19 protein-coding genes are annotated in these 17964 nt (G+C 64.6%); 2 read left to right on the top strand and 17 right to left on the bottom strand.

Annotation, left to right across the window (positions count from 1 at the left end; translation table 11 throughout):
* Positions 1 to 79 precede the first annotated feature (79 nt).
* The 5 genes from OOZ51_RS02325 to OOZ51_RS02305 form a co-directional block, all read right to left on the bottom strand.
* Complete coding sequence (locus tag OOZ51_RS02325) at positions 80 to 3100, bottom strand: AAA family ATPase (protein WP_265977262.1); 3021 nt, start codon at positions 3098 to 3100, stop codon at positions 80 to 82.
* The gene (locus OOZ51_RS02320) at positions 3097 to 4287 is read right to left on the bottom strand and encodes an exonuclease SbcCD subunit D (RefSeq protein WP_265977261.1); all 1191 of its coding nucleotides are present in this window, start codon (positions 4285 to 4287) and stop codon (positions 3097 to 3099) included. Before OOZ51_RS02320 ends, OOZ51_RS02325 begins: the two co-directional genes overlap by 4 nt.
* A gap of 89 nt (positions 4288 to 4376) precedes the next feature.
* Positions 4377 to 5297, bottom strand: a complete 921-nt coding sequence (locus tag OOZ51_RS02315; RefSeq protein ID WP_265977260.1) for an MIP/aquaporin family protein — start codon at positions 5295 to 5297, stop codon at positions 4377 to 4379.
* A 135-nt stretch (positions 5298 to 5432) separates the two neighbouring features.
* Positions 5433 to 5783 (bottom strand): DUF202 domain-containing protein, encoded by a 351-nt coding sequence (locus OOZ51_RS02310; protein WP_265977259.1) that lies wholly within the window; start codon positions 5781 to 5783, stop codon positions 5433 to 5435.
* On the bottom strand, positions 5780 to 6136 hold the full coding sequence (locus OOZ51_RS02305; RefSeq protein ID WP_265977258.1) for a YidH family protein: 357 nt from the start codon (positions 6134 to 6136) through the stop codon (positions 5780 to 5782). The genes OOZ51_RS02310 and OOZ51_RS02305 overlap by 4 nt, the downstream gene beginning before the upstream one ends.
* A gap of 77 nt (positions 6137 to 6213) precedes the next feature.
* On the opposite strand from OOZ51_RS02305, the gene OOZ51_RS02300 reads away from it, so the two are divergent.
* The gene (locus tag OOZ51_RS02300) at positions 6214 to 7299 is read left to right on the top strand and encodes an ADP-ribosylglycohydrolase family protein (protein ID WP_265977257.1); all 1086 of its coding nucleotides are present in this window, start codon (positions 6214 to 6216) and stop codon (positions 7297 to 7299) included.
* A gap of 11 nt (positions 7300 to 7310) precedes the next feature.
* On the opposite strand, the gene OOZ51_RS02295 is transcribed toward OOZ51_RS02300, so the two are convergent.
* From OOZ51_RS02295 to OOZ51_RS02270, 6 genes are all read right to left on the bottom strand, one after another.
* The gene (locus OOZ51_RS02295; protein ID WP_265977256.1) at positions 7311 to 7859 is read right to left on the bottom strand and encodes a DUF4395 domain-containing protein; all 549 of its coding nucleotides are present in this window, start codon (positions 7857 to 7859) and stop codon (positions 7311 to 7313) included.
* A 66-nt stretch (positions 7860 to 7925) separates the two neighbouring features.
* Positions 7926 to 8948: a 3'-5' exonuclease gene (locus OOZ51_RS02290; RefSeq protein WP_265977255.1), complete on the bottom strand. Its 1023-nt coding sequence runs from the start codon at positions 8946 to 8948 to the stop codon at positions 7926 to 7928.
* Between the two features lie 98 nt (positions 8949 to 9046).
* Entirely contained in the window at positions 9047 to 9307 is a 261-nt protein-coding gene (locus OOZ51_RS02285; protein ID WP_265977254.1) for a DUF4235 domain-containing protein, read from the bottom strand.
* Between the two features lie 202 nt (positions 9308 to 9509).
* Entirely contained in the window at positions 9510 to 10751 is a 1242-nt protein-coding gene (locus OOZ51_RS02280) for an MFS transporter (RefSeq protein ID WP_265977314.1), read from the bottom strand.
* 22 nt (positions 10752 to 10773) lie between these two features.
* Entirely contained in the window at positions 10774 to 11655 is an 882-nt protein-coding gene (locus tag OOZ51_RS02275) for an SDR family oxidoreductase (protein WP_265977253.1), read from the bottom strand.
* On the bottom strand, positions 11648 to 12694 hold the full coding sequence (locus OOZ51_RS02270; RefSeq protein ID WP_265977252.1) for a helix-turn-helix transcriptional regulator: 1047 nt from the start codon (positions 12692 to 12694) through the stop codon (positions 11648 to 11650). Before OOZ51_RS02270 ends, OOZ51_RS02275 begins: the two co-directional genes overlap by 8 nt.
* A 66-nt stretch (positions 12695 to 12760) precedes the next feature.
* Between OOZ51_RS02270 and OOZ51_RS02265 the strand changes: the two genes are divergently transcribed.
* Positions 12761 to 13522 (top strand): VTT domain-containing protein, encoded by a 762-nt coding sequence (locus OOZ51_RS02265; protein WP_265977251.1) that lies wholly within the window; start codon positions 12761 to 12763, stop codon positions 13520 to 13522.
* 59 nt (positions 13523 to 13581) lie between these two features.
* Here the strand turns inward: OOZ51_RS02265 and rdgB are convergent, their stop codons facing one another.
* From rdgB to clpS, 6 genes are all read right to left on the bottom strand, one after another.
* Positions 13582 to 14220, bottom strand: a complete 639-nt coding sequence (rdgB, locus tag OOZ51_RS02260) for an RdgB/HAM1 family non-canonical purine NTP pyrophosphatase (RefSeq protein ID WP_265977313.1) — start codon at positions 14218 to 14220, stop codon at positions 13582 to 13584.
* A gap of 8 nt (positions 14221 to 14228) precedes the next feature.
* A complete protein-coding gene (rph, locus tag OOZ51_RS02255) occupies positions 14229 to 14987 on the bottom strand; it encodes a ribonuclease PH (RefSeq protein ID WP_078108499.1) in 759 nt (252 codons plus the stop codon).
* Between the two features lie 56 nt (positions 14988 to 15043).
* Positions 15044 to 15841, bottom strand: a complete 798-nt coding sequence (locus tag OOZ51_RS02250; RefSeq protein ID WP_265977250.1) for an MBL fold metallo-hydrolase — start codon at positions 15839 to 15841, stop codon at positions 15044 to 15046.
* Complete coding sequence (gene murI, locus OOZ51_RS02245) at positions 15838 to 16947, bottom strand: glutamate racemase (RefSeq protein ID WP_265977249.1); 1110 nt, start codon at positions 16945 to 16947, stop codon at positions 15838 to 15840. The genes OOZ51_RS02250 and murI overlap by 4 nt, the downstream gene beginning before the upstream one ends.
* Positions 16948 to 17013: 66 nt before the next feature.
* On the bottom strand, positions 17014 to 17580 hold the full coding sequence (locus OOZ51_RS02240) for a DUF2017 domain-containing protein (protein ID WP_265977248.1): 567 nt from the start codon (positions 17578 to 17580) through the stop codon (positions 17014 to 17016).
* Positions 17573 to 17959, bottom strand: a complete 387-nt coding sequence (gene clpS, locus OOZ51_RS02235) for an ATP-dependent Clp protease adapter ClpS (protein WP_265977247.1) — start codon at positions 17957 to 17959, stop codon at positions 17573 to 17575. Before clpS ends, OOZ51_RS02240 begins: the two co-directional genes overlap by 8 nt.
* Positions 17960 to 17964: the final 5 nt, after the last annotated feature.

Here is a 17964-nt window from a genome sequence, read left to right as displayed (position 1 = left end):
CCGATGCGCGCGACCCGGTGTAACCCTCCAAGTCTACCGGACGGCTCGCTGAGGATGCGTCCGTTCCGGCTGCTGCGTCCTACGCGGCCGCGGCGTCGACGATTCGCACGGTGGAGCCGTTGCGGCTCTTGATCACTTGGAGCTGGCTGCTGATTCTCTGCTTCATTTCGGCAACGTGGCTGACGAGTCCGACTACCCTGCCGCCGTCGCGCAATCCTTCCAGCGCGTCCATCACCTGTTCGAGGGACTGCTCGTCGAGGCTCCCGAAGCCCTCATCCACGAACAAGGTCTCGATATCTACGCCGCCGGCCTCTTGCTGGACAACATCCGCGAGCCCCAGGGCCAAGGCTAGCGAGGCCATGAAGGATTCCCCGCCGGAAAGGGTGGCGGTGTCCCGCCGCTGTCCCGTCCATTCATCCACGACTTCCAGGCCCAGCCCGGATTTCGCGCCCCGGGCTGCCTTGGCGTCCGTGTGCTGAAGGGTGTAGCGGCCGTCGCTCATGGCAACAAGGCGCTCTGACGCCGCTGCTGCGACTTGTTCGAGCCGCGCAGCCAGAACATAGCTGTTGAGGCTCATTTTGTAGCCGTTGTCGCCCAACCCCCTGGCAGTTTCGGCGAGTTCGCTGAGCACCCGGGCGCGTTCGCGGGGCTCCCGTCCCGAGGCCGACACTGCTTCATACTGCGCACGGATCGTTGCCAAGCTTGCCAGGGTCCGGGCGGCGAGCCCCGCGGCAAGGGCAAGACGACGCGCCGCTTCTTCCGCTTGACCGGCCTCCTGTTCGAGGACGGCCAGCTCGACGTCGGCCAAAGGCACCTCGCCGATTCGGGCTTCCTTGGCAGCGAGCACAAGGTCCTCGGACTCAAAAAGCTCCGCGAGACGGGCGCTCTCGGTCTCGAAATCTCTGATGGCTTCGTCAAAGCGTGCGGCGTGCTGTTCGTCGAGGATGTCTCGCCGGGCATCCTCAGCTGTCTCGAAATGGTTTGCCGACAGGGCCCGTTCCAAGGCCGCCGATGCATCGTCCAAGGCCTCCCGGGCGCCTTCCAACTGGGCGCACGCGGTGACGGCGGACTGGAGGAGCTCGCGTTGCCTGGTCAGGGCCTCGATCCTGCCACGCAGCGTCTCGAAGCCGTCACGAAGCCCGGAAAGCAAGGTGTCCAGGGACTGGCGTTGATCGCTCAGCAGGATCAGGGCCGACTCGTCCTGGGCCGCAACCGTGTCATCCCGGAGTTGCTCTTCTTCCAGGCGGGAAATCCGCTCCATCACACGGGCGAGGCTTTCCTTGCCTCGCTTGAGTCCGTTGACAGCGAGCCGTGCTGAGGCGAGCGCGTCTTTGGCCAAGGCCTCTGTGGAAGCAGCTTCTTTTGGATCGATGCCGCCGCCTTGGGCCGCGAGCACAGCGATCTCCTGCTCGGCGGACGCGAGCTCGGCCGACGCGTGGAGCAGCTCGTGCTCACTCTCGTCATAGCGCTCGTGGGCGGATTGCTCTTCCTCGGCAAGGGCCAAGGCTGTCAATCCGGCTGACGCTAGCGAAGGGTGCTCGGCGCTTCCGCAGACAGGGCATGCTTCACCATCATGCAGCTTTGCTGCGAGCTCTGCGGCGGCGTTGGCCAAGCGGGATTCGCGGAGATCCAACCAGAGTTGGCGGAGGTCCTGGGAAAGCGCGCGCGCCAACGCGTGCCGCTTTGCCGCAGCGGAGAGCGATTCGAGGGCAGCTGCGTGACGAGCCACGGTCTTGACGGTGTTTTGTGCTGCCGCGGCTTCGCTTTCGCGCAGGGGCAGTTCCAAGGTTGCCGCTTCCAGCTGACCCAGGCCGGTTTCCAAGGAGGCTGCCTCCACGCGAAGCGCCACCAAGCTTAGGGACCTTGATTCCTTGGCGGTATCCCGATGCTTTGCCGCAGCATTGAGTCCGACGAGCCGGCCGGCAATGTGGTCGAGCTTTTGTTCGTCCTCAACCCGGGCTTCGAGGACCGCCGTGGTTTCCCGAATCCTTGCCAAGGCCGCGGCGGGATCGCTTGCGTCCAGCGAGGCCGCAAGGAGTTTGGCCTTAGCCGACTCGGCCTTCGAGGCCGCCAGGTCCAGTGCCCTCGCAGCACGGTCGACGGCGTCGAGCTGGCCACCGAGTACGGCAGCCTTCCGGTGACGCCCAAGACGGTCGCGGAATTCCTGGACTTCGGCCGCGCGTGCAGAGAGTGCTTCGCGGCGGCGCGTGGCGGCGTCGAGCTTCGCGTGCCGTTGAACCCGTTCCCGGGCAGAGTTGAGCTTATCCGCCAGCTGAAGCGTGGCGGCGTCGGCGGACGTGGCAGACTTTTGCCGCTCCAGCGATTCGGCCTGCGCCCGTGCTTCCAGGTGCCCGAGCCAGAGTTCGGGTGTGTCCGCGCCGGATACTATGTCATGGACATCCGGCTCCACTGAATCTTCAATGCCTAGCTGCGCGAACTCCGATTCGGCCCGCTGCAGGAGCAAGTGAAGACCGTTCCCGTTGTCCTCCACTTCCGCGCGCGCGGCGTTTGCCTGGAGTGCCAACTGTTGCTCGATGGCTTCGAAACGCTGGGTGCCGAAGAGTTTCTGCAGCAGGTCCAGCCGGTCGGAAGCCTTGGAACGCAGGAAGGCCGCGAAGTCTCCCTGCGGGAGCATGACCACCCTGGTGAACTGCTCCCGGTCCATCCCGAGGACATCACCGATTTCCGCGCCTGCTTCGTCGTTGCGGGAACTCTTCTCCTCCCACGAACCATTGACCCGTTCGCGCAAGAGGGTCTTGGCCTGCTGGGTGGTGAAGCCTTTGCGTCCGCGGGCACTGGGCTTGTCCCACGCCGGGGAGCGGGTGACTTCGAAGCGCCTGCCGCGCGCCGAGAATTCGCAGACAACGCGGGGCTCTGCAGCCGGTTCCGCGTGATCGCTCCGCAAGCGTTTGCCGTCTTGGCGGGCGCCGGGTACCGAACCGTACAAGGCAAAGCAAATGGCGTCGAGCACGCTCGTCTTGCCGGCACCGGTTGCACCGTTCAGGAGGAAAAGACCCCGGGCGCCCAGTTGATCGAAGTCGATCGACTGAACCCCGGCAAACGGCCCGAAAGCCTCGATCTCAAGGCGGTGGATTCTCACAGTTCCGCTCCTTCCAGCCGGACCGCTTCCAATGCTTCACGAAGGGCGGAAAGTTCAGTTTCGTCAGCGGGCCTCCCGCGCACATGGTCAAGGAAACCACAGCAAACGCCGAGATCGTCCTCGGCTTCAGCAAGCCTGCTGCTGTAGCTGGCCTTGGCCCTGCCCCCGGCGTCCTCCGGGTCAAAGCCCAACACCAGTGTGTCCGGGAAACGGGTACGCAACTGTTCCATGGCCTGCGCCGGGCGCGCTGAGTCCGTGAGGGTGATCTGGCAGTAGGCGGATTCGGCCCAGTTGTGTTCCTCGGACTCCAAAAGCCCGGCGAGCTTCCCCCTGAGAATCGCCAGCTCCCGCGGCGCCTCCCACAAGATTTCCTCGACGCTCCTCACGCCGTCAACTCCGACGTCGATCAGCCAGGCGCCCTTCCGATGCTTGGCTTCGGAGAACGAGTAGGCCAGCGGCGAACCCGAGTACCGGACGTGCTCGGAAAGTTCCTGCCGCCCGTGGAGATGGCCCAAAGCCGTGTAGCCAAAGCCATCGAAGAGATCGAGTGGCACTGCTCCCAATCCGCCGACGCTCAGATCGCGTTCGCTGTCCGAGGTGATACCTCCACTCGCGAACGTGTGCGCCAGCACTACGGAATGCACAGGTCCCGTCTCACTTCTCCGGGCGATGTCCTTGTGAATCAGCTGCACCGCTGCCTGGGTGACGTCAAAATGACTCGCCGTTTGTGTGCTGAGCCGTTCGGCAACGAGCCTCGGTTCAAGATAGGGAATGCCGTAGACGGCCATCACCGGGGCCCCCGGATTGGCTTTGCCGGCGCCGCTCCCGTCAAGTGCGAACAAGACCGGGGAATCCAAGTCCTCCACCCGTGTCCTCAAATGGACTCCCCCGCGCTCCAGCAGGCGTGAGGCGAACCCGAGGCGGATCGCGGAATCATGGTTGCCGCTCGTCAGTACCACGCTGGCCCCGGCGTCCGTGATCCGAACCAGGGCGTCGTCGAGAAGCTTCACAACATCAAGGCCGGGAAGTGCACGGTCGTAAACGTCTCCGGCAATCAGCACGACATCGACCGATTGATCGCGGATAACCGCCAGCAATTGCTCAATGAAGTTGCGCTGGGCATCCAGCATCCCGACGCCGTGGAATGAGCGGCCCAGGTGCCAATCCGAAGTGTGAAGAAGCTTCATGTTTTCACGCTAACGGGAGGCACAGACATTTTTGGCGCGGCACGGCGGCATCGGGAATATCGGGGCCTTCCGGGCAACTAATTCCGGTCTCAGTCCCGCTTGCCGTCGAAGAAATCACGGGCGGGGTCGACGGCGGGCTTCACTTCTGCGGCAGGCGCAGCGGGCACAGCGGGTGAAACCTTTGCCGGGCCTTCAGTCGCGGCGGCGTCCGCGTCGTCGTCGGACTCTTCGTCCCATTCGCCGGACTGCGCCGGTTCTTCAATCTCCGCGACGACCGCCGGAGCGGACTCGCCAAAGCCGCGGAAGATGAGACCCGCGATCGCTGCCCCCACCAAGGGCGCCACCCAGAAGAGCCAGAGCTGCTCCAGCGCCCAGCCGGAACTGAAAACTGCGGACGCGGTGGCGCGGGCGGGGTTGAAGGCAAGGTTGCCGGTGGACTGGCCCAACTGCAGCAGCGCTGCGACGGTCAGGCCGACGGCGAACGGTGCAGCAACCTTGCTGGGGTTCCGCCGGGCGGTGACCCCCAGGAAGACTCCTACCAGGATCGCCGCGCCGAGTACCTCTATGAGCATCACGCCGGTCAGCGGAACCTGGAAGCTGGAATGGGCACCGAACCCCGAGGTCGCGGTGTCAAAGACGTTGCGGCTGTCGGTGATCCCGGGAACAGTCCGTACGACGGCGAAGATCGCCAGTGCGCCCAGCAAAGCGCCCACAAGCTGGGCACCCAAGTAGGCGGCCCCATCCACAAGCTTCGTGCGGCCCGCGATCACGTGGCCAACGGTGACTGCCGGGTTGAAATGCCCGCCCGACAAGTAGCCGAAGGCAAGCATGGCAGCGGTAACAGCGAGGCCGCTGGCCAGCGACGCCGGCATCGGAACCGCCTGGGGATTGATGAAGATGAGCACACCCAAGCCAATAACCACAAGGAACAACGTCCCCAGAGCTTCAGCGGACGCCCGGGCGATGAGCCCCGTACCGCGGGAGGAGGGAACGGACACAGTTGTGGTCATGTCGGATGATTCCTTAGTTCGAAGTTCGGGTGGCGCGTTGCGGAGGCACACGGCAACAGCTAGCCACGCAGCAGATCGCGCGTTGTGCCCCGCAGCATCCTGTCAGCCGAGTCTGGACGCTACCTGAATCCGAGCCTAGTCGCCAAGCGCGATCGCGGCGACCGCCGCGCAACCCAGTGCGATGATGGACCCCGCGCTGGCCAGCATGAGGACGGCCGACGCTTCGTCCGCGCCCTGGTGGAGCTGACGGGACCTTACCCAAACAACGCCACCCAGAACGATCGTCGCAGCGGCGGCCGTCAAAGCGCAGATTCCTTGGTAATCGAGCCCCGGTATTCCAGTGGGCACTTGCCCCGCGCCGGACTTGGCCGACAGCCACCTGCGCCAGATAAACAGGTCCACAACCAGAAGCGAAATAAGGGTCCGGCGCCAAGCGAGCGTGGTGCGCTCCGGCTGCAGCCCCGAATCCCTGGCCTCGACGCTCAACGCGCCACCAGGATCAACACAGCAAACGTGAAGGCTGCCACGGCAACCACGATGGTCATCAGCATCATGACCCGTGAGAACGGCAACGCTTGGTCGTTGCGCATAGCGGCCTCCATCTGCGCCCACCGTCGGTAGGCAAGCGTCGCGAGGCCCGCGCCAATGATTGAAAGCACGACGCACAGGACAATGCGCACCGGCTGCGGTGCGATATTCGGAGCAAGCTGATCGATCGCCACGGCGCCCGCCAGCAGCGCCAAGGAAGTGCGAATCCAGGCAAGGAAGGTCCGCTCATTTGCGAGGGAGAATCTGTAGTCCGGCGTCTTTCCGGTTTTCCGCCACGCGGGTTCACGCATCACTGCCTCCTGGTTCAGGAGCCACGGTATCAGTGGGCATGTGAAGTCCGGCGAAGCAGCCGCGGTAAATTACCACTATGAGTGCTTTACCGTCCCCCTCCGTCGTGCCATCCTTCGAGTCCCGGGTCCTCGGCTGCCTGCTGGGAGGGGCCTTGGGCGATTCGCTCGGATACGCGGTGGAATTCGACGACGTGGACGCCATCCGCTCCCGATACGGCGCGGCAGGACTCACCTCCTTCGGACAGCTCGACGGCGGCTCCCACTTTTCGGACGACACCCAGATGACGCTGTACACCGTGGATGGCCTCGTGGAAGCACTTGAGTGGGCCAACGACGGCGTAGCCGCCGATGAAACAGCGTGCCTCTGGCTTGCTTATCTTCGCTGGCTCGCCACCCAGGACGTGGCCTTGCCGGCATCGGCCCCCGTTCCCCAACCGCGTTGGATTGACAGCCAGGAAGTGCTCCGGCACCGCAGGCATCCGGGCAAAGCGTGCCTGAGCGGACTCGCCACGGGCCAGATGGGGACCAAATTTCGCCCTGTCAATCCGGAATCGAAGGGCTGCGGCACGGTGATGCGATCCGCTCCATTTGGCCTGGTCCCGCATATTTCCGAAGCCACGGTCTACAAGCTGAGCACTGACGCCGCGTCGCTGACCCACGGGCACCCTTCGGCACGGCAGAGTGCCGGCGCCTTCAGTGTGCTGGTGCACAAACTGGCCACGGGCGTGGATGTACGGACTGCGGCTGAATATGCCTTGAGTGTGGTGGCGGCATTGCCGGATCCCGCCCCTGAACTCCTGGATCGTCTTCGCCAAGCGCTGGAACTATCCTCCACAGGCGCCGTGCTCAGCCCCGAAGAACTCACGGCGCAACTGGGCGAAGGCTGGCTCGCGGAGGAGGCACTCGCCGTCGGACTCTATGCCGTGTTGGCAACTGCCCCTGCGGCAGAGGCACGGCTCGATCCATCGGCCCATTTCCGTCAGGCGGTTGCCGTTGCGCTGAATCACAGCGGTGACAGTGACTCCACCGCTTCCATCGCGGGCAATATCCTGGGGGCATTCCACGGTGAGGCCGCCCTGCCGTCGGACTGGCTGGAAGCCCTTGAGGCGCCGGAAGTCATTCGCGCGATGGCGCAGCAGTTGATTGCCGTCACGGTCGGCTAGAAAAGGCCAGTTCAGGCCTGGCGAAGTGCGATGTTATTGCAGGCTTCGCAAACTTCCTCGGGAATGAGGCCACGCTTCTGGAGGAAACCGAAAATGGCGCAGCCAAGGCAGAATCCCACAAACGACTCGAGGGACGCTGCGACAATCAGCAGGGCGAGAAGGATCCACGCTCCCAGCGCGAAACCGGCGAAGAAGAGAACCACGGCAGCGGTACTCAGCACGGCGCCGATTCCTTGTGCGAAGCGCTTGGGCGGACCCGGGACAAGCTTGGCAGGACCGACTCGGGGTGCCAGGACCTTCACGGACAACAAGGCAAACGGCGAGATCCTGGGCCCGAACAACACCCGCAACCAGAAACCGGCCGCAATCAGCACGAGCCCCCAGCCAAAGCCGGTGAGGAGCGTAAGCACCGCAGCCAAAACCACAAGGCCCGCAGTGATCCTCGCGGCGTACTCATTGACAGGATTGGGGAAAGCGAAAACGGCGCGCCACCCGGTGGCCGCCGGAGCCGGCGTCCCTGCGGTGAACCGTGCGGTGTCAGCCTTCTTTCCCTGTGTCATGGCTCAAGGCTAGGAGTGCGGGCACGCAACGGGAAGCTTTGTTGCTCCGTGTGAATATTGATGCTGCTAGCTTCCGCCGACCATCTGCAGGAACTCTCCCTCGGAAAGCACCTCGATCTGTTGGCCGCGGCCATGCAACTCCAAGACCCGCTTGGCTTTCCCCGTGAGGCGACCGTTCCGCAGATCGCCTGCTACGAAGCCATCGCCCACCACCAGGACCGTGGTCCTTCCGGTGACGCGGCTCTCGGGGCGTGCGCCCATCTCCGCGGCCCGCTGTTTCGCTTCCGGCCGGGCAATGGCAAGTTCACCGGTGAAAACTACTGTCTGGCCGAACAGCGGGTGGCCCGGTTCCGCAGCAGGGTTCGGCACCGGATTGGTACCCTCTTCCGGCCAGTTGCTCCAGGCTCGCCCAAGTTGGCCGGCGCCATTCACGACGCCGGAGCGGCCAGAAGGTTGCGAACCGGCCCCGACGGCCGCGAGCGCAGCCAGGGTTTGCTTGGACAGGCCGTCTCCCGGCTGAAAGGCCGGCTGTTTTGGCAAGGCCAGGCCGAGGGACAAGTAGAGCTCGGCAATACTATTCGCGTCGTTTCTGCGTGCAATATCGACCAGGATCCCCGCGCAGGCCCGGGCGTCCTCGGCGGCATCGTGATGGTTCACGAGGGGCACGCCGGCCTCTTCAGCAGCGTAGGGGAGGGAATTGGACACCAGGGAATAGCAGCGCCTGGACAACATCACGGTGCAAACGTATTCGTACGCCGGGCCGGGCAGCCCGGACACTTCAAGCCCGGATCGGATGACGCCGAGATCGAAGGCTGCGTTGTGGGCCGCCAAAATATCGCCGCCGATGAAAGCCCCGATTTCGGGAAAGAGATCGCCAAAGCGTGGAGCGCCGGCGACGTCCTCGGCCCGGATGCCGTGGATTCGTGTGTTGTGGTACTGGAAGTGGTCGTGGTTTTCCGGTGGGCGCATGAGCCAGGAGGCTTCCTCCACCACTACTCCGCCGCGGACCTTGCTGAGGCCGACCGAGCACGGCGAGCCCCTGAAGCCGTTCGCAGTTTCAAAGTCGATCGCCGTAAAGTCCAATGCCACTGGTCAAGGTTACAGAGGGAAAGAGCCGCCCGGTGCTCCAGTGATTGTCGCCACGATGAGGGCGTCCGCGACGGCAAGACCACGAACAACCGGCGGCCTCAAACTTCGCTTGCTGTCTCCTGCAGATTGACGAGAGCCTTCTTGGTTGCCCTTTGGGTCAGGACGTGGATGACTGACCCTACTGCTGCCCCTGCGAGGGCAAACAGCACCACGCCAGGCAAGGAGTCCTCGAGATTAGTCGCATCCTTGGGGGCATGCTTGCCGGTGGACTTGCTCCAGACTGCCTCCAAGGCCTTATTCGCCGCGATTCCGGCGCCCATGCCCACCGCCATGCCGAGCAGTTTGATCAAGACGTTCATCTCGTTCCTCCGATCGTGGCCTCACGGGCCGTTCAAATGCCTCGGTGCTGCCGTCGCGCGCGTGTCCCAGCAGCCTCCGGCCTTTGCCTAAGAATGATTGTGGATAATCAGCATGCTTAGCATTCAGCATAGGTGAAGAGTACGGTTCCGGCCCAACGGTCACCGGCTCAACCTGAGCCCGTTCAAAGCCCTCGCGCCTCGGTTATGTGGAAGGCCGGTGTCCTGGGGCCAGCAGCTCGCGTGGACCAGCAGGGTATCCGCCCCGGCGGCTGGCCATGACGATTGCGAGGGCTGCCGCCGTCGGGACGGCCGCGGCTAGCGGCACCCACAGGGCGCCGACAGCAGTCAGGGCCAAAGCGCCGTACCCGGCGCCGACGGCGATGCCCAGTTGAATGGTAACCACCGTCAAGCCGTTCGCAGCGTCCTTGTGCTCTCCGCCGGCGCGGAGGATCGCGGCCTGGTTGTAAATACCGACGGCCCCGAACGCAGCTCCCCACACGGTCACCAGCACGAGTTCACCACCCCATGTGCCGCCCACTACTGGCAACAGGCCGAAGGAGACCACAAGCAGAGCGACCGCTGAAAGCAGGGAGCGCCGCGGATAGGAATCGGCAGTGAGACCAGCGATCCAGATCCCCACGAGGCTGGCAGCCCCCACCACGGACAGGGAGATGCTGGTGAAGGCATCCGGAAGGCCTGACGCGTGGAGGAACGGGGCGATGTAGGTGAAAAGGGTGAAGTGGCCCAGGAGCAAGAGAGGCCAGGCCGTGGCCACCGCGATTACGCCGGGCAGCTTCAGCGCTCCGCGGAGGGTCGGCCTGGTACTGCCGTCCTCGTCGGGCGCGGCGGGGAGCACCCACACCGCCAGCAAGGCGAGGACCGCACCGACTCCGGCCAGGACAAGGAACGAGGCACGCCAGCTGAGCACCGAGCCCATGAGTGTGCCGATCGGAGCGCCGACCGCAAGCGCGATGCTGTTACCACTGAAGACCATGGCCATTGCTTTTCCGACAGAGTGCGCTGGAACGATCCTGGCAACGTAAGGGGCCATGCTTGACCACAGCATCCCGTGGGCCACACCGCCGAGGAGCCTCGCGGCAACTGCCAAGCCCAGGCTGGGGCTGGATGCCAACAGCACGTTGCTTAGTGCGAACGCGAGCACGGTGGCGATCAACAACGGTTTGCGCGGGATTCGTCCGCCCAGCAGCCGCGCCAGGGGAAGGGCCGTAAAGACAATGACTGCCGCATAGGCGGCCGTGAGGGAGCCCACAGCTGATTCCACCACCCCCAGGTCCCTGCTGATCTGGGGCAGCAGTCCGGACGGAAGGAGTTCGGTGGTGACGGCTGTGAAGCCTGCCGCAGCGAGGATCAGAAGACCTCCCCACGGGAACCTCGGGCTTCGGAACGATCCCTCAGATGTGGCCTGTTGCGAGGCGGGCTGCATCGACGCACGTGTCATGGTGTCCTCAAGCGTCGTTGTAGGCGAGGTTGCTGGAGAGATGACGGTGGGCCTCGGCCTGAGCCCGGAGAGCCTTGGCCCGCTGCTCGAAGACACCCACAGCGTCCAACCCTGCGGCGAACCGGAGTGGAGGATCCTCCAGCTCGGCCAGTCGGATCAGTGCATCCGCGAGCTTGGCGGGGTCTCCGCCCTGCAGGCCGTTCATGCTCTTCCACGCCGTGACCGTCTGCTCGGTGCGTTCGGCGTAGTCCTCAATGGTGGATTCCGCGTAGCTCGTGGATTCCGGCGTGAGCAACTCGGTCCGGAAAAACCCCGGCTCGACGAGCATGGTGCGGATACCGAAGGGCGCGATTTCAGGGGCGAGGGATTCGGCCCAGCCTTCGACTCCGAACTTGGACGCGGCATAGGCGGTCAGGAACTCCCCGCCCGCGATACCGGCGGTCGAAGAGATCGTGACGACCAGGCCCGAGCGCTGGGCCCGCAGGACCGGCAGGGCCGCACGGGTGACGTTCATGGGCCCGAACATGGTGGTTTCGATCTGTGCCCGGAAATCCTCCGGGCTGATTTCCTCGAAGAACCCGGCGTAAAAGTTGCCGGCATTGTTCACGAGCACGTCGATCCGGCCGAAGCGGTCGACGGCGGCCTGGACGGCCGCCTTCGCATCATCGGGGTCGGTGACGTCGAGCGTCACGGCCAGCAGGTCCTCGTTCTCGCCAAGGGCCTCGGCGACTTTTTCGGGGTTGCGGCCGGTGGCAACCACCCCGTGGCCGGCGGCCAGGGCTGCCTTCGCGATGTCGGTGCCCATGCCGCGGCCGGCTCCGGTGACGAACCAGACCTGCTTCTCGATCCTGCTCTCCGTCGGTCCTGCTTGGTAATCCTGCTCAGGCATGGGGCGTCTTTCCTGCGTTGGGTGTCCCTGGCCGCGAATGGGAAGGCAGGCCTGGGGAGGTGGATCCACCGGCGGGGGTGCCGGGGGTAGTTGTTCCGGGAGGCGATGCCGCCCAGCTGGCAAGGAACGCCAGCGTGTTCCCGGACGCGGAGCCAGGCTCCGCCGTGAAGGTGAACAGGGTCTGACCCTCATCGCCGGGAAGGTCCAGCGTCTCGAACTGCAGGGACAAGTCCCCGGCGAGCGGGTGGTGGAAGCGCTTCGTGCCCGCGGCGTGGATCCGCACATCGTGTCCGGCCCAAAGCGCGGCGAACAGCGCGCTGCGTGTGGTCAGCTCCCCGACCAGCTCGTTCAACACGCGGTCGTCGGGGTTCCGCCCCGATTCCAAACGCAACATCGCGACGGTGGTCGCTGCGATCGCGCGCCAATCAGGGTAGAAGTCCCCCGCGCCCGGATCAAGGAAGAGATAGCGCGCCTGGTTCGGCAGCCGGGACGAAATGTCCGGCCCCGACGGCGAGGAGGAGTTTAACTGTGAGGCGAAACTGAACACCGGCCCGTACAGCGCCCGGCCCAACAGGTTGGCGGCCAGGACGTCCGAACGGCCGTCCTGCACGATGGCGACCGCTCCGGTCATCCCGTCAAGCAGACGCTGCACCCCGGGACGGACCCTTTGCTGCGGTGGCCGGCGTGGCAACCCACGCGACGGGGCGTTGGCCGTCCTCGCCAGATCCATCAGGTGCGCCCGCTCAGCCTCGTCCAACTGAAGGGCCGATGACACAGCCTCGAGCACAGCGTCAGAGACGCCGCGAATACTGCCGCGTTCCAGACGGGTGTAGTAGTCCGCGCTCACTCCCGCGAGTTGCGCCACTTCCTCACGGCGCAAGCCGGGAACACGGCGCAACTCCCCGTACGCGGGGATGCCGGCCTGCTCCGGGCTGATCTTCGCTCGACGCGAGATCAGGAACGCACGGATGTCGTCTCTTCTGTCCACATCCACCACGCTACGCACGCCGGGCGGCTGGTGGCAGTGTCTGTCAGACACCCCCAGCGGATGTCTCAGGGCCCGACGGCGGTTGTCCCGTACCCTTGAAGGGTGACCCTTTCTGCGATGAACCACTTTGCCGTGTCCGCTTTGGGGGGCGCAGGACAGGTGCAGCCGCACATGTCCGCGCTTCTCCCTGACTGGTTGAACCCCCAGGTCTTCCTGGCCAACCCCGCTTTGGCGCCGTGGGTAGTCCTGGTTGTCTGCGGAATTGTGTTCGCAGAGACAGGGCTCCTGGTGGGCTTCTTCCTCCCTGGCGATTCCATGCTCTTCACTGCGGGCTTGCTCGTGGCCACGGACACCATCAAGTTCAATATCTGGGCACTTGCTGCCCTGATCATTGTGTCGGCGATCATCGGCAACCAGAGCGGCTACCTCATTGGCTCCAAGGCCGGACCTGCCATTTTCAACAAGCCTGATTCCAAGCTGTTCAAGCGGGAGAATGTAGAAAGCGCACACGCCTTCTTCGAAAAGCACGGCGGCAAGGCCTTGATCCTGGCCCGCTTCGTCCCGATCATCCGCACCTTCGTCCCGGTGATCGTCGGCGTCGCGCAAATGGACAAGCGCAAGTTCTTCATCTTCAACGTCATCGGCGCCGTGCTCTGGGGCGGCGGCGTCACGCTGCTCGGATACCTTCTGGGCGACAAGGTGCCGTGGGTCCGGGACAACCTCGACATCATCTTTGTGGTCATCGTGCTGCTCTCAGTGGTCCCGGTCGCAATCGAGGTCATCCGCGGCTTCCTGGCGAAGCGCAGGGCCACCGATCGTGGAACAGAACCCGTCGAGGAGTTCATCGAAGAACACGAAGCCGGCAAGCGCAGCGAATAGCTGAGCCGGCCCCATCACGTCGAATGGCACCCTGCAGTTGCGGGGTGCCATTCGCGTTTCTAGCGCAGGGCGTCCACGATGGCCGGAAGCAGCGCCCGGAACGCCTTGCCACGGTGGCTGATGGCGTTCTTTTCCTCGGAACTCAGCTCGGCGCAGCTGCGGTCCAAGCCTTGGGGCTGCAGCACGGGGTCGTAGCCGAATCCACCCGCACCCCGGGGTTCGCGCAAGAGGGTGCCTTCCAACTGGCCGTACTCGACCACCTCCCGGCCACCGCCGTCGACGGCGTCGGGTACAGCGAGCGCTGCCGCGCAGACAAACGCCGCTCCACGGTGTGCGTCGGGGACGTCGGACAATTGCGCCAGCAAGAGTTGGAGATTGGCGCCATCGTCACCATGCCGGCCGGACCAACGGGCCGAGAAGATGCCGGGAGCTCCACCCAGCACGTCCACGGCGAGCCCGGAATCATCGGCAATCGCCACCAGTCCGGTGGCTTCAGCCACGGCCCGTGCCTTGAGCAGGGAGTTCTCGGCAAAAGTTACCCCGGTCTCTGCAACGTCGGGGGCTCCGGCCGCGGCCGCGTCAATCACCTGGGTATCGACGTCGAGCCCTGGGACCTGTCCCCTGAGGAGTTCCCGGAGCTCGCCCAGTTTGCCCTTGTTGTGGGTGGCGAGAACGAGTCGCGGGACAGCTGCGGGCATTGCCTCGCTCACGGGGCCTCGGCCAGGGTCTCGCGCTGGATCGCCGCCAGCTCGCCCGTGCCAATGAGGGCAAGGTCCAGCAGGGCATTCAGCTCATCGCGGTCGAACGGGGCTCCCTCGGCGGTTCCCTGGACCTCTACGAACTTCCCCGAGCCGGTGACCACCACGTTCATATCGGTTTCGGCACGCACGTCCTCTACATAAGGCAGGTCCAGCATGGGGATGCCGTCGATGATCCCTACAGAGACGGCAGCGATCGTGTCGATCAGCGGCTGCGCGTTCTTTGCGATCATCTTGTTCTCCCGGGCGAAGCGGATCGCTTCGGCGAGCGCCACGTAGGCGCCCGTGATCGCTGCGGTGCGGGTTCCGCCGTCGGCCTGGAGGACATCGCAGTCCAGCACGATCGTGTTCTCGCCAAGCGCCTTGGTGTCGATGATGGAACGCAGCGACCGGCCGATCAGGCGCGAAATCTCGTGCGTGCGTCCGCCGATCCGTCCCTTGACCGACTCACGGTCGGAACGGGTGTTCGTGGCCCGCGGCAGCATGGCATATTCGGCCGTGACCCAGCCCCGGCCTTCACCTTTGAGCCAGCGCGGCACGCCTTCAGTCAAGGACGCTGTGCACAGCACGCGGGTGTTGCCGAATTCGATCAGGGCCGAGCCTTCGGCCTGCTTGGACCAGCCGCGCGTAATGCTGATGGGACGGAGCTGATCAGGCGTGCGGCCGTCGGCACGGATGACGGGGACAGATGTGGCTTCGGAAGTCATACTGCAAGCTTAGCGATCCCCCGGCCCTCGCCGGACTGCGCAGTTGGACTGCGGGTTCAGACGGTGTAGTGAACCCCGGCGACCGCGACGGCGACATCGCCGGCGAACTCGGGCCGCGCCTCTGCCATAACCTTGGTCTGTGACGTCCACACGGGGATGTGAGTCAGGAGGAGCCGCCGGGCTCCCGCGGCTGTGGCTGCCTGCCCCGCGCGCTTGCCGGTCAGGTGCACATCCTTGATGTCGTCGTCGCGGCCTTCTTCGAAGGCTGCCTCGCACAGGAAGAGATCCGCGTTGCGGGCTGCATCCTCAAGTCCCCGGCACGAGTCGGTGTCTCCCGAGTACGTCAGGATCCTGGTGACGGGACTTCCATCCTTGCCCGGCTCGGTGACCTCTACGCGCAATGCGTAGGCCTCTTCCACCGGGTGGTTCACGGCATACGGCGTCACCGTGAACGGTCCAAGCTGCACGGACTGGCGTTCACTCCAGTTGCTGAAGTCGAACTCATCGTGCATTCCGGGGTCCAGTTCCAGCCCGTAGGCAGTGGCCATCCGGTCGGCCGTCGCGGCGGGCCCCCACACGGGGATCCTGTCCCGACCCCAACCGCCTGGCTTCCAGCGGACGGCCACGTGCAGTCCGCACAGATCCATGCAGTGGTCCGGGTGCAAATGGGTCAGGAAGATCGCGTCGATGTCCTCAAGGTCCGTGTACCGCTGGATGGCCCCGAGCGCACCACTGCCTAGGTCCATGACGATCTTCCACTGGCGTTCGCCGTCTTGCGCGGTCAGCAAGTAGCACGACGCCGGAGAGCCCGGCCCGGGAAAGGAACCCGTGCAGCCAACAATGGTCAGTTTCACTGGATGCGGCCCCCGCGGGCCGCGCCGAATTCGTTTACGGTGAAGGCTGCAGGATCAACGAAGTTGGAGGTCCTCGCATGGTGGCCTCCCGTGCGGGCGGCCTCCAGCATTTCCGGGGTGATGCGCGCGAGGCTTCCTGTCGGATACTGCGCGGCTACATGGTCCACGTGGCGCACGGACAGGACCTCAGGGCCGAGGAAGCGGCGCGCCAGGAATTCGAACTGGACTGCATCGCCGGTCGCCATGAAGTCGTGCCGCGGCAGGCTGGCGTCGGTGCGCTGGATCCCGTGCGTGGCCAGGGCGCGGTACACGTCTTTGGCAGTCTCCTCGGCGCTCGACACAAGGGTGACGTCCTCCCCCATGACGTATGAGATCACTCCCGTCAGCAGCGGATAGTGCGTGCAACCCAACACCACGGTGTCCACTCCGGCATCTCTGAGCGGTTCCAGGTACTCGTGGGCTGCGGCCAGGAGCTCGGGACCGGTGGTGATGCCGGCCTCCACGAAGTTTACGAATTCCGGACAGGCCACCGAGGTGATACTCAGGTCCGGGGCGGCGGCAAAGGTGTCCTCGTAGGCCCGGGAACCTACTGTGGCCGATGTCCCGATGACACCTATCCGGCCAGATCGCGTAGCGGACACCGCCCGGCGGACCGCCGGCTGGATGACCTCAATGACGGGAATCCCGTAGCGGGCCGTGTATCGCTCCCTGGCATCGCGCAAAACTGCGGCCGAGGCTGAATTGCAGGCGATCGTCAGAAGCTTGACGCCGGAGTCCACGAGCTCGTCCATGACCCCGAGGGCGTTGGCCCGGACTTCGGCGATGGGAAGAGGTCCGTAAGGGCCGTTGGCGGTGTCCCCCACGTAGATGATGGACTCATTGGGCAATTGGTCGATGATCGACCGCGCCACAGTAAGGCCGCCCACGCCGGAATCGAAGACACCTATGGGGCGTGATCCCAGCAAAGTGTTGTCTGCGTTGTTGTTCAGTGTTTCCGGCTTGCGCTGGGATTCCCGCGCCGGTGCGGCGCTCTCCCCACCCGATACCGTATCCGATGCTGAGTTCATGATTCTTAGAGAATAAGCCAAGGCATGTGCCGCAGCCATGACTTGTGGCGGGGGCCTCGTGTCTGTTTTGTCACACGGAAGGCAGTGAGCACATCTAATTTCACCTCAGGATTTCCGGTCTATCGATGCCATCATGGCCTGCACCAGCGATTCCTGGAGCCAGGTGGTGAAGTTGTACACGAGCGCCAGATAGCTCTCTACGTCTTCGGCCTGGGACCAGTCCTGCATGGCGTGGACATGGTCGGCATCGGCTTCGTCACGGATATCGAGGCGCTCGGCCAGCACCAGGCGGACGTCGTTGAGCGCCATGGACCAGAGCTTGGCTTCTTCCGGCGTGAGCACAAGCTCGTTGCGGTCCAGGCCCATCGCTGCGGCCCGAAGCGCACCGATTTTTCCTTCCCTCAGCGAGCGCTCGGTGAGCTGGCGGAACTCGAGGGAGGCGGCGTCGTCGTTCTTCATGACGTTTGGCAACAGCCTGAGCAAGGCGCGATCGGACGGTTCCTTGACATTCATGTCCAGGCCGATCAGGGCCGTCAAGGGGTCTTCATTCTGGGACAGCTCCGGTTCCAGCATGGAAATGACATCGTCCAGAAGGCCGCGCAGGAGTTCGCGCTCGGCGGGCTCAAGGTAGCCGGTGATCCCTTTGAGTCCGTACTTGAAAGCCTTAGCCACGTGCGCCACCCTTGCGTCCCCGGCCATCGCCGCTGCTGCTCGCCTTTTCAACCGTTGCCCACAAACCGTAGCCGTGCATGGCAACCGCGTGCTGCTCAACCTGTTCCTTGCCACCGTACGCCACGATCGAACGGCCCTTCCTATGGACCTCGAGCATGAGTTTGTTGGATTTCGCCTCGGAATAGCCGAAGTAGCTCTGGAACACGTAACTCACATAGCTCATGAGATTGACGGGATCGTTCCAGACCACCAGGTTCCAAGGGATGTCAGCAGCGCTGAGGACGTCGGTGGACGACTGCTCCGCGATGTCCGTCCGTTCCTCTCCCTTTATGCCTATGTCTGTGGCTGCGCAGGTGCCGGGGGCGGCGGTAGTGGTCATCTGTC

It is taken from the genome of Arthrobacter rhizophilus, from assembly GCF_026241105.1.
Classification (GTDB): domain Bacteria; phylum Actinomycetota; class Actinomycetes; order Actinomycetales; family Micrococcaceae; genus Arthrobacter.
This window is presented reverse-complemented; position numbering and strand designations above follow the sequence as displayed.